The sequence below is a fragment of the Paenibacillus sp. EKM10P genome, assembly GCF_011800655.1.
Taxonomy (GTDB): Bacteria; Bacillota; Bacilli; order Paenibacillales; family Paenibacillaceae; genus Paenibacillus; species Paenibacillus polymyxa.
Map to the genome: position 1 here is coordinate 1 of NZ_JAALET010000117.1, position 275 is coordinate 275.

At 49.1% G+C, this 275-nt stretch carries 1 protein-coding gene; it reads right to left on the bottom strand.

The window, feature by feature from the left end; translation table 11 throughout:
- A partial coding sequence (locus HFE01_RS26705; protein ID WP_397364221.1) for a condensation domain-containing protein occupies positions 1–251 on the bottom strand: 251 nt, incomplete at its 3' end.
- Between the last annotated feature and the right edge of the window lie 24 nt (positions 252–275).

The window sequence follows — 275 nt, forward strand, 5'->3', positions numbered from 1 at the left end:
GTGAAGGGATCCTGTCCATCACTGCCCAGTTGCTCTACCTGCTGCTCCACCGGATAATTCTCAAATATCATAATATGATTGATTAAATCCTGCTTCTGCTCGGTCAGCGCTTGAATTTCATACAGCGGGAACGCGTCGTAGGCATTGGAAGCCAGCGCCTGCCGCTGTGTTCGTTTCATCAGCTCAACAAAGCTTTCACCTGGTTCAGACTGCACACGCACTGGAATTGTATTGATAAATAGCCCGATCATGTGCTCCACACCTGGAATATCCCC